We start from the raw sequence: 10,208 nt of genomic DNA on the forward strand, positions 1-10,208 counted from the left end.
CCATTTCCCCCCGCCATTTCCCCATTAGCCGCTCCCTACACGCCGCCGCCGGCACACTACCCGCCGCCGCGCCGCGTCCGCGCTCGTCCGCGCCGCCATTCGACGCACGTCTGATCTCGATCAACGCCGGCGAAAACCCTTCCTTGAAATTAACTAACTCATCAATTAGCGTCGTCTGCATGAACGGGAAATCCACTGTCGCCAGGCCGCGCGGGCGCCGCCCGTCGGTGGACGATTTCGATCTGCGCGACCACATGCTCGACGTCGCGATGCAGTTGTTCGCCGAGCGCGGCATCGCCGCGACGACGGTCGCGCAGATCGCCGCCGCCGCCGGCGTCACGTCCGCGATGGTCCACTACTACTTCACGAACCGCGAGCAGTTGCTCGACGCGATCGTCGAGGAGCGGCTCGCGCAGGTCATCGCGTTCGTGTGGCGCCCGACCGAGCCGCAGATCGAGAACGATCCGTTCGCGCTCGTCGCCGAACTCGTCGACCGCTTCTTCGACGTCACGCATCGCATGCCGTGGCTGCCGTCGATCTGGCTGCGCGAGATCGTCCATGAAGGCGGGCTGCTGCGCGAGCGGATGCTGCGGCGCATTCCGCTCGAGCATGTCGGGCGTTTCGCCGAACGCATCCGCGCCGCGCAGCAGGCCGGCACGCTGAACCCCGCGCTCGAACCCGCGTTCCTGTTCCATTCGATCATCGCGCTCGTGATGCTGCCGCTGGCGACCGCGAAGCTGTGGCAAAGCGCGCGCGGCCTGCCGCCGATCGATCGCGCCGTGCTGCACCGGCACGTCCGCGCGCTGCTCGGCTCCGGCCTGCAGCCGCCGCCCGCCGCGCCGCGCGCGCGGACGCACTCGCCGCGGAGGCCGTCGTGAACGCGGCCCGCGCGTTGCCGTTTGCGCTCGTCGCCTTCGCGCTGCTCACCGGTTGCGGACGGTCGACGGACAACGGCACGACCTACCAGGGTTATGTCGAAGGCGAATTCGTGTACCTGTCGTCGTCGCAATCGGGCACGCTGACGCGGTTGTCGGTCGCACGCGGCCAGGCCGTCGCCGACGGCACGCCCGCGTTCTCGCTCGAAGCCGCGAACGAAACGGCCGCGCTGCTGCAGGCACGGCATCAGCTCGCCGCGGCGCGTGCGCAGCTCGCCGACCTGCAGACCGGCAAGCGCCCGCCCGAAGTCGCCGTCACGCAGGCGCAACTCGCGCAGGCCACCGCACAGGCCGCACGGGCCGCCGCGCAACTCGCGCGCGACGAACGCCAGTACGCGGCCGGCGGCCTGTCGAAGCAGCAGCTCGACGATTCGCGCACGTCCGCGCAAACCACCGCCGCGCAGATGCACGAACTGCGGAAGCAGGTCGACGTCGCGCGCCTGCCGGGCCGCGCGCAGCAGGTCGCCGCGCAGGCCGCGCAGGTCGACGCCGCGCAGGCCGCAGTTGCCGAAGCGCAATGGAAACTCGACCAGAAGCGCGTCGCCGCACCCGCCGCCGGGCGCGTGTACGACACGCTGTACCGCGTCGGCGAATGGGTGCAGGCCGGCAATCCGGTCGTGCAGATGCTGCCGCCGCAGAACCTGAAGGTGCGCTTCTTCGTGCCGGAAGCCGCCATCGCCTCGCTCGCGCCGGGGCGCGCGGTCGCGATCCGCTGCGACGGCTGCGCGGCCGACGTGCCCGCGCGCATCACCTACGTGTCGAGCCAGGCCGAATACACGCCGCCCGTGATCTACAGCAACGAGAGCCGGACCAAGCTCGTGTTCATGATCGAGGCGCGCCCCGCCGTCGCCGACGCGCCGAAGCTGCATCCGGGCCAGCCCGTCGCCGTGAGGGTGCAATGAACGCGCCGGCCGCTCCGTACGCGATCGACGTCGATCGCCTGAACAAGCGCTTCGGCGACAAGCACGTCGTGAAGGACGTCTCGCTGCGCGTCGCGCGCGGCGAGATCTTCGGCTTTCTCGGGCCGAACGGCAGCGGCAAGACGACCTCGATCCGGATGATGTGCGGCCTGCTCACGCCCGACTCGGGCAGCGGCACCTGCCTCGGCTACGACATCGTGCGCGACAGCGCGCAGATCAAGCGGCACGTCGGCTACATGACGCAGCGCTTCTCGTACTGGGAAGACCTGTCGATCCGCGAGAACCTCGACTTCGTCGCGCGCGTGTACGGGATGCCCGACCGCAAGGCGGCCGTCGCGCGCGCGCTCGACGGGCTCGGCCTCGCGGGCCGCGCGGACCAGCTCACGGGCGCGCTGTCGGGCGGCTGGAAACAGCGCCTCGCGCTGGCCGCGTGCATGCTGCACGAGCCCGAACTGCTGCTGCTCGACGAACCGACCGCCGGCGTCGATCCGGCCGCGCGCCGCGACTTCTGGGAGGAACTGCACCGGCTGGCCGCGCAAGGAATCTCGGTGCTCGTCAGCACGCACTACATGGACGAAGCCGAGCGCTGCCACAAGCTCGCCTATATCGCGTCCGGCGAACTGCTTGCGCAAGGCACGTCGGCGGAGATCGTCGCGTCGCAGCACCTGTCGACCCGCACGATCACCGGCGAGCGCCTGACCGAACTGTCCGCGCGGCTGCGCACGATGCCGGGCGTCGATCAAACCGTCGTGTTCGGTTCCGCGCTGCACGTAAGCGGCCGCGATCGCGCCGCGCTCGACGCGACGCTCGCGCGGGTCGCGAGCGACGATGCGTCGCTGCAGATCGCGCCGATCGACACCGGGCTCGAGGACGTCTTCATCTTCATGATGGGCCGCGCATCCGGGCCGCCCGGCGGAGCATCGTCATGAACGCGTGGACGCGCCTGCGCGAATCGTTCTCGGTCGCGCGCTGGTGGAGCATCGTGCTGAAGGAATTCCTGCAGTTGCGCCGCGACCGCGTGACGTTCGCGATGATCGTCGGCGTGCCGATCATCCAGCTCACGCTGTTCGGCTTTGCGATCAACACCGATCCGAAGCACCTGCCGACCGCGGTGATCGTCGCCGATTCGAGCCCGTTCGCGCGCAGCTTCATCGCCGCGATGCGCAATTCCGCGTATTTCGACATCGTCGAGACGCTGCCGGACGAAGCAGCGGGCCGGCATGCGCTCGCCCGCGGCGACGTGCAGTTCGTGCTGAGCGTGCCGGCCGATTTCTCGCGGCGGCTGCTGCGCGGCGAGCGTCCGTCGCTGCTCGTCGAGGCGGACGCGACCGATCCCGTCGCGACCGCGTCGGCGATCGGCGCGCTGCCCGGCCTCGTGCAGCCCGTCGCGAACAAGGACCTGACGGGGCCGCTCGCGCACCTGAACGGCCGCCCGGCCGCGTTCGACGTCGTGCTGCACCGGCTGTACAACCCGGAAGGCATCACGCAGTACAACGTCGTGCCGGGCCTGATGGGCGTGATCCTGACGATGACGATGGTGATGATGACGGGCCTCGCGATCACGCGCGAACGCGAGCGCGGCACGATGGAGAACCTGCTCGCGACGCCTGTGCGGCCGCTCGAGGTGATGACGGGAAAGATCGTCCCGTACGTGCTGATCGGGCTGATCCAGGTGTCGATCATCCTCGCCGCGGCGCGGTTCGTGTTCGTCGTGCCGTTCGTCGGCGGCGTGTTCGCGATCTACCTGTCCGCGCTGCTGTTCATCGCCGCGAACCTGACGGTCGGCATCACGCTTTCATCGCTCGCGCAGAACCAGTTGCAGGCGATGCAGCTCGCGGTGTTCTATTTCCTGCCGAACATCCTGCTGTCCGGTTTCATGTTCCCGTTCGCCGGGATGCCGAAGTGGGCTCAATTCATCGGCAACCTGCTGCCGCTCACCTACTTCAACCGCCTCGTGCGCGGCATCCTGCTGAAGGGCAACGGCTGGGCCGACCTGTGGCCGTCCGTGTGGCCGGTCGCGCTGTTCACCGTCGTCGTGATGGGCATCGCGCTGCGCTTCTACCGGCGCACGCTCGATTAGGTGCCGCACGATGAAACCGGCTTCGCATCGCGCCTCCATCGCTGCCCGCGGCTTTACGCTGGCCGCTGCTGCGCTGCTCGTCGCCGGTTGCGCGGTCGGGCCGGATTTCCGCACGCCCGACGCACCGGCCACGCAGCAGTACACGCGCGATGAGCCGCCCGCCTCGACGGCGGCCGCCGGCGGCCCGGCCGGCGATGCGCAGACGTTCGCATCGGCCGCGCACACGCCGCAACACTGGTGGACCGAGTTCGGCTCCGAACCGCTGAACCGGCTCGTCGATACCGCGTGGCGAAACAGCCCGACGCTCGCCGAGGCCCGCGCACGGCTGGACGAAGCGCGGCAGAACCATGCGGCCGAAGCCGGCGCGACGATGCTGCCGCGTGTCGACGCGAACCTGTCCGCCACGCGCGAGAAGGTCGACATCGCCGCGTTCGGGCTGCCGGGCAACGTGCCGAATCCGGCGCCGTTCACGCTGTATGACGCGTCGGTCAGCGTGTCGTACGTGCTCGACGTGTTCGGCGGCAACCGGCGCGCGCTCGAAGCGCTGCGCGCGCAGGTCGACTATCAAGCATACACGCTCGACGCCGCGAGGCTGACGCTCGCGGGCAACGTCGTCGCCACCGCGATCCTGCGCGCGTCGCTCGCGCAGCAGGTCGCGCTCACGCGCCAGCTCATCGATGCGCAGGCGCGGCAGTTGCGCATCGTCGACGCGCGCTTCGCGGCGGGCGGCGTGTCGCAGGCCGACGTGCATGCGCAACGCGCGCTGCTCGCGCAGACGCAGGCATCGCTGCCGCCGCTCGCGGCCCGCCTCGCGCAGGCCGGCCACCGGCTCGCGATCCTGCTCGGCGCGCCGCCGTCCAGCGCCGTGCTGCCCGACCTCACGCTCGATGCGCTCGCGCTGCCGCGCACGCTGCCCGTCACGCTGCCGTCGACGCTCGCGCGCGAACGGCCCGACATCCGTGCGGCGGAAGCCGTGCTGCACCAGGCGAGCGCGAACGTCGGCGTGGCCACCGCGAACCTGTATCCGCGTTTTTCGATTTCGGCGGGGATCGGCTCGGAGCGCACGCGCATCGCGGATATCGTGAGCGGGTTGAATGTCTGGAACGTCGGCCTTGGTCTTGCGCAGCCGATCTTTCACGGCGGCGAGCTGCGCGCGAAGAAACGCGCGGCCGAAGCGGCGTACGACGCCGCGTTCGCGAGCTATCGGGAAACCGTGCTGCAGGCGCTTCAGCAGGTAGCCGACGCGATGCGCGCGGTTGAGCACGACGCGGCCGAATTGCAGGCGCGGGACACGGCCGCGCAGGAAGCGGCGGCACGCAACGCGATTGCCGGCGATCGTTACGCGGCGGGCGGGGTCAGCACGTTCGACCTGCTCGACGCGCAGCGGCAGACGTTGCAGACGGCGCTCGACCGCACCCGCGCGCAGGCCGACCGGCTTGCCGATACGGCGGCGCTGTTTCAGGCGCTGGCGGGGAGCTGGATGGATGATGCGGCGCAGTAACCACCGCGCCGGCGGCACTGGCACTGGCACTGGCACTGGCACTGGCACTGGCACGGGCACTGGCACGGGCCAGATGCTGCCGGCTGCATGCCGTGCACCGCATGAGCGTCGCGCTTATCAGGTTCGGCTTCAGTCGCCGCCCGCTTCCGGTCGATGCCCGCCGATGACCGAACCCGCAATACGCGCAACGCGTGCCGCACATAAAAAAACCGGCCCGAAGGCCGGTTTCTTCATACCGCATGTCGTGAGCGGCGCTCGCGCGCCGCGCGACATCAGAAGCGGTGGATCAGGCCGACGCCGGCAGCGATCTGGTTCTGCTTCGAACCTGCGCCTACGCCGTCGCCGATCGACGTCGTTGCATTGACGATGCCGCCGGTAAGGCCGCTGATCGTGTTGCCGCTAGCGTGCTGGTACGCTTCAACCGCGTACAGGCCCGTGCGCTTCGACAGGCTGTAGTACTGCGACAGCGTGACCTGGTGGTACTTGGCCGAGCTCGAAACACCGTTCGACTGCGTTGCCGCCGTGTACGAGTAGCCTGCCGCGAAGTCCCACTGCGGCGATGCCTTCCAGTGCAGCACGGCGCCAGCCGTGTTGAAGATCGCCGTGTTGCGGAATGCCGACTGCGTGCCCGGGATGTACTGGACGTTCGAGTACGACACCGAGATGTCCCACGCCGGCGTGAACTGGTAACCGGCCGTCACGGCGAGACGCTGTTGCGACTGTGCCGTCTTGTAACCGCCGTTGATCGACGACACGGCCTGCTCCGCGCCGTTGCCGGCCGAATCCAGACCGTTTTGTGCGGTCGAGTTCGCACCCCACACGCCGCCGCCGAGCGTCGCGTTGTTGATGCGCTGATAGCCGACTGCGATGCCTGCCGGGCCGTTCAGGTACTGGACCGCCGCGCTCCAGGTCGAGCCGCGGTTGAAGCTGCCGGGCACGCCGCCGAGCGAGTACGAACCGCCGACCGTGAAGCCGTAGAACTTCGGCGACATGTAGACGAGCGAGTTGTTCGCGCGGTAGCTGGTGTCCAGCGAGTCGATATCGCCCGGGTGCGCGCCGTAATAACCGGTCAGCCAGGTCGTCGGGCTATACGGCGACAGCAGCGTGTAGTACGCGGTGTACTGGCGGCCCGCCGTCAGCGTACCGTACGCTGCGTTGGACAGACCCACCCACGCCTGACGCGTGAAGATGCCGTTCGTCCATTGCGACGAGCCGTTGTTCGCGTTGAAGCCGGCTTCCAACTGGAAAATCGCCTTCGTGCCGCCGCCGAGATCTTCGCTGCCCTTCAGGCCGAAGCGGCTGCCTGCCCAAATGCCGGTGGCCATCTGCACCTTCGAGTGGCCACCCGAGATCGCGCTGGTCGCCGACGAGTTGTTCTGCCAAGCGATAGCGTTATCGACGATACCGTACAGGGTCACGCTGCTCTGGGCGTGGGCGGCGGTAGCGGCTGCAAGGCCCGCTGCCGTCATGGCGAAAGCGACGCGCTTTTTCATTGATTCTCCGTCCTCAAAGAATGATTTCTTTTCTGGTGTGGTCTTGTGACACATGTGCGAGTACATGCCGGCGCAATTCTGACGGATTACCGATTATTTCCCAACATGTGCAGTCGGTCATCGTATGATCGACGCAACGCGCGGGTTCACCAAGCGGTTACATAACACCTGAAAACGCTTACGCGGCGGTCATTTCCGGCGTTTGCCGGTGAAAACCCTAGCTTTACATTTTTACGGGTGCAACGAGACCGTCCGATGTCGTCAGACGCCTTCGGCAAAAATCATCTTACAAATGCGCGATCGCAGACTGACATCGCGATTCACGCCGCCGCGCAGGATCGCTGACGTTCATGACACCCACATTTCACGAAACGAAATCATGAAAACGTTTCAGTCCGCGCGTGGGAAATCGGATGGGGGCGGCCCGGCGAACGCGGGCCGAAGGTCGATGCCGGCGCGGCGCGCCGGCGGCATTCAACGCGATGCCGGCGCGGCAAGCCGCGCGTTCACCGCATCGGCGAGCGCGGTCATCCGCGCACGGATCGCCGTGTTCGAGCCGACCAGCGCGAGCGACGACGCCATGATCCGGTAGATGCGCTTCCTCGGCACCTTGGCCGGCTTCGCCGGGTCGAGCCACGCATCGTGGCCGGCCAGCAACTCGAGCGTTTCGAGGCCGATCATGATCGGCCACAGGCACGCGAGCCGCAGCCGCACGAAGCGGCGCGGGATCGTGAGCGTATACAGGCACGCGTCGCGATACTGGTCGAGCGCGACGCGCAGCAGGTCGACCAGCACGCCGCGCGCGCGCGCCGACGCGTCCGCCTGCATCAGGTCGGCAACGCCGAGCCCATGCGCGCGCAGCACGTCGTCGGGCAGGTAGCAGCGGCCGATGCGCAGGTCCTTCGCGCAGTCGCGCAGGATGTTGGTCATCTGCAGCGCCTTGCCGAAACGGATGCCCTTCTCGCGCATGTCCGGCAAATCCCAGCCGCGCGCGGCACGCGTGTGCGCGCCCGTCATGTCGGTCCAGAACTCGCCCACGCAGCCCGCGACGAGGTACGTGTAGCGGTCGAGCATGTCGCGCGTCGGCAGCGACGCGACCTGCCCCGACTGTTCGTCCGGGAACGTGCGCAGGTCGAATTCCATGCCTGACGTCAGCGTCGCGACGACCTTGCGGATCGACGCGCGGTCGGCGTCCGGCTGCGCGCGCAGCAGCGCGAGCATCGGCTCCATCGAGCCGAGCAGCACGTGTTCGTGCGAATCCGTCTGCATCCGCGTCACGTCGTCGAGCGAACGCGACAGCGCCGCGCCGTCGCCGAGCCGCTCGATCTCGTCGCGCAGGTCGGTCAGCAACGCGGCCCGGCGATCGGGCGCGACGAGCGCGGTGTCGGCGATCGTGTCGGCCGCGCGCGCGAGCAGGTACGCGAGCCCGACCGGGTCGCGCATGCCGTCGGGCAGCACGCGCAGCGTCAGGTAGAAGGAGCGGGAAACGTTCTTCAGCAGGTCGCCGAGCAGGTAGGCGGAATCGGTTCGGGTCGTCATGGGTCGGGAAAAATCGGCCGGCGCGGGCCCCGGCGCACACGGGCGCCGGGCGCCCGCGCCGGCCCGCGAGTCGCCGCATCGTCTCGCCGCGCGGGCGTCGGCCCGGGCGCTGCGATGCAAAATTCCCGCAAGTTTAGTGCATCCGGCGCGAGGCCTGCCCGCGACGGCCCGAATGCCGCACACACATCGATGCCGCGCCCGTCCCCGCCGCCCTCGCCGCAACCTCGAACAAAACAGAAAGACTCAAGTAATACATATGTAATTATTCGATGCGACGATCGCGTCCCGTTCGATTCCATACGGCACGGCAAAACAGCCGCGCCGGCGGAGCGAGCGCCCTTTCCGACTTTTCCGACTCCCGTTTCGAAGGTTCATCGACATGTTCTTCACGCGCCCGAGCGCCTTGCGCTACGTCCCGCTCGCCTGTGCCGCCACCTTTCTGCTCGCCGCGTGCGGCGGCGACGACCTGACGTCCGATCCCACGCAGCCGATTTCCGCGAAGGTTCAGGTGGTCGGCCATCGCGGCGCGAGCGCGCTGCGCCCCGAACACACGCTCGCGTCGTACCGCAAGGCGATCGAGGACGGCGCGGACGTCATCGAGCCCGACCTCGTGTCGACGCGCGACGGCGTGCTCGTCGCGCGCCACGAGAACGAGATCTCGGGCACGACGAACGTGTCGGCGCTGCCGCAGTTCGCGAGCCGCAAGGCGACCAGGACGATCGACGGCGCGCAGCTCACGGGCTGGTTCACCGAGGATTTCACGCTCGCCGAGCTGAAGACGCTGCGTGCGCGCGAGCGCATTCCGCAGGTCCGCCCCGCGAACACCGCGTACAACGACCAGTTCGAGATTCCGACCTTCGACGAGATCGTCGCGCTCGCGAAGCAGATGTCCGCGCAGACCGGCCGCACGATCCACCTGTATCCGGAAACCAAGCATCCGACCTACTTCCAGTCGATCGGCCTGCCGCTCGAGGATCGCCTCGTCGACGCGCTGCTGAAGGATTCGTACACGTCGCGCACCGCGACCGTCTACATCCAGTCGTTCGAGGTCGCGAACCTGAAGACGATCCGCAACCGGATCAAGTCGAGCCAGCCGAACTGGAAGCTCGTGCAGTTGATGGACGAAGCCGGCCAGCGCCCGTACGACTTCGTGAAGGCGAACGACAAGCGCACCTACGGCGATCTGTCGACGCGCGACGGCATGCGCGAGATCGCGACCTATGCGAACGGCGTCGGCCCGTACAAGACGTCGATCATCGCGGTCGCCGCAGACGGCACGCTGCAGCCGCCGACGCCGTACGTGCGCTACGCGCACGAGGCCGGCCTCGTCGTGCATCCGTACACGTTCCGCCCGGAGAACAACTTCCTGCCCGCGTCGCTGAAGGACGGCGGCACGCCGGCCACGCGCAACACGGCCGGCTCGGTGCGCGAGATCCAGGCCTACCTGCGCGCGGGCATCGACGGCTTCTTCACCGACGATCCGGCGGTCGGCCGCACGGCTGTCGATACGTTCAAGCGCTGAATGCCCGGGACGGGCTGAATGCACGGAATGTGTTGAACGGGTTGAACGTGCCGGACGTGCCGGACGTGCTCAACGGGCTCAACGGGCTCAACGGGCGGTAGCCGGGCGGTAGCCGGGCGGTAGCCGGGCGGTAGCCGGGCGGTAGCCGGGCGGTAGCCGGGCGGTAGCCGGGCGGTAGCCGGGCGGTAGCCGGGCGGTAGCCGGGCGGTAGCCGGGCG

General features: G+C 68.5%; 9 protein-coding genes. 6 read left to right on the forward strand and 3 right to left on the reverse strand.

Going from position 1 to position 10,208, the window contains the following annotated elements; all coding sequences use genetic code 11:
* Window positions 1-181, reverse strand: a 181-nt coding sequence (locus GD429_RS41525; RefSeq protein ID WP_227792217.1) for a hypothetical protein, incomplete at its 3' end; no start/stop codon positions are given.
* Here GD429_RS41525 and GD429_RS39595 point away from each other — a divergent pair.
* Genes GD429_RS39595 through GD429_RS39615 form a run of 5 tightly spaced genes read left to right on the forward strand, consistent with a single transcriptional unit; the run spans window position 180 to window position 5,436 of the window.
* Window positions 180-878, forward strand: coding sequence for a TetR/AcrR family transcriptional regulator (locus GD429_RS39595; RefSeq protein WP_152865623.1), 699 nt, complete (start codon window positions 180-182; stop codon window positions 876-878). The genes GD429_RS41525 and GD429_RS39595 overlap by 2 nt on opposite strands.
* A complete protein-coding gene (locus GD429_RS39600; RefSeq protein WP_321575143.1) occupies window positions 875-1,837 on the forward strand; it encodes an HlyD family secretion protein in 963 nt (320 codons plus the stop codon). Before GD429_RS39595 ends, GD429_RS39600 begins: the two co-directional genes overlap by 4 nt.
* Window positions 1,834-2,784 carry an ABC transporter ATP-binding protein gene (locus GD429_RS39605; protein ID WP_152865625.1) on the forward strand — a complete coding sequence of 317 codons (951 nt, stop codon included), beginning with the start codon at window positions 1,834-1,836 and terminating at the stop codon, window positions 2,782-2,784. The genes GD429_RS39600 and GD429_RS39605 overlap by 4 nt, the downstream gene beginning before the upstream one ends.
* A complete protein-coding gene (locus GD429_RS39610) occupies window positions 2,781-3,935 on the forward strand; it encodes an ABC transporter permease (RefSeq protein WP_152865628.1) in 1,155 nt (384 codons plus the stop codon). Before GD429_RS39605 ends, GD429_RS39610 begins: the two co-directional genes overlap by 4 nt.
* A 10-nt stretch (window positions 3,936-3,945) precedes the next feature.
* Entirely contained in the window at window positions 3,946-5,436 is a 1,491-nt protein-coding gene (locus GD429_RS39615) for an efflux transporter outer membrane subunit (protein WP_152865630.1), read from the forward strand.
* A gap of 272 nt (window positions 5,437-5,708) precedes the next feature.
* On the opposite strand, the gene GD429_RS39620 is transcribed toward GD429_RS39615, so the two are convergent.
* Both GD429_RS39620 and GD429_RS39625 read right to left on the reverse strand, forming a co-directional pair.
* Complete coding sequence (locus GD429_RS39620) at window positions 5,709-6,929, reverse strand: porin (protein ID WP_152865632.1); 1,221 nt, start codon at window positions 6,927-6,929, stop codon at window positions 5,709-5,711.
* Window positions 6,930-7,403: 474 nt separating this feature from the next.
* Entirely contained in the window at window positions 7,404-8,468 is a 1,065-nt protein-coding gene (locus tag GD429_RS39625) for a phytoene/squalene synthase family protein (RefSeq protein ID WP_152865634.1), read from the reverse strand.
* A gap of 379 nt (window positions 8,469-8,847) precedes the next feature.
* Between GD429_RS39625 and GD429_RS39630 the strand changes: the two genes are divergently transcribed.
* The gene (locus GD429_RS39630) at window positions 8,848-9,990 is read left to right on the forward strand and encodes a glycerophosphodiester phosphodiesterase (RefSeq protein ID WP_152865636.1); all 1,143 of its coding nucleotides are present in this window, start codon (window positions 8,848-8,850) and stop codon (window positions 9,988-9,990) included.
* The last annotated feature ends 218 nt before the right edge of the window (window positions 9,991-10,208 follow it).

This window comes from Burkholderia sp. BE17 (assembly GCF_009362305.1).
In the GTDB taxonomy this organism is placed as follows: Bacteria; Pseudomonadota; Gammaproteobacteria; order Burkholderiales; family Burkholderiaceae; genus Burkholderia; species Burkholderia pyrrocinia_C.

Excerpts from the sequence above, each read along its gene's own strand:
- GD429_RS39595 (WP_152865623.1), top strand. The coding sequence starts at position 180 with ATGAACGGGAAATCCACTGTCGCCAGGCCGCGCGGGCGCCGCCCGTCG.
- GD429_RS39605 (WP_152865625.1), top strand. The coding sequence starts at position 1,834 with ATGAACGCGCCGGCCGCTCCGTACGCGATCGACGTCGATCGCCTGAAC.
- GD429_RS39610 (WP_152865628.1), top strand. The coding sequence starts at position 2,781 with ATGAACGCGTGGACGCGCCTGCGCGAATCGTTCTCGGTCGCGCGCTGG.
- GD429_RS39615 (WP_152865630.1), top strand. The coding sequence starts at position 3,946 with ATGAAACCGGCTTCGCATCGCGCCTCCATCGCTGCCCGCGGCTTTACG.
- GD429_RS39620 (WP_152865632.1), bottom strand. The coding sequence starts at position 6,929 with ATGAAAAAGCGCGTCGCTTTCGCCATGACGGCAGCGGGCCTTGCAGCC.
- GD429_RS39625 (WP_152865634.1), bottom strand. The coding sequence starts at position 8,468 with ATGACGACCCGAACCGATTCCGCCTACCTGCTCGGCGACCTGCTGAAG.
- GD429_RS39630 (WP_152865636.1), top strand. The coding sequence starts at position 8,848 with ATGTTCTTCACGCGCCCGAGCGCCTTGCGCTACGTCCCGCTCGCCTGT.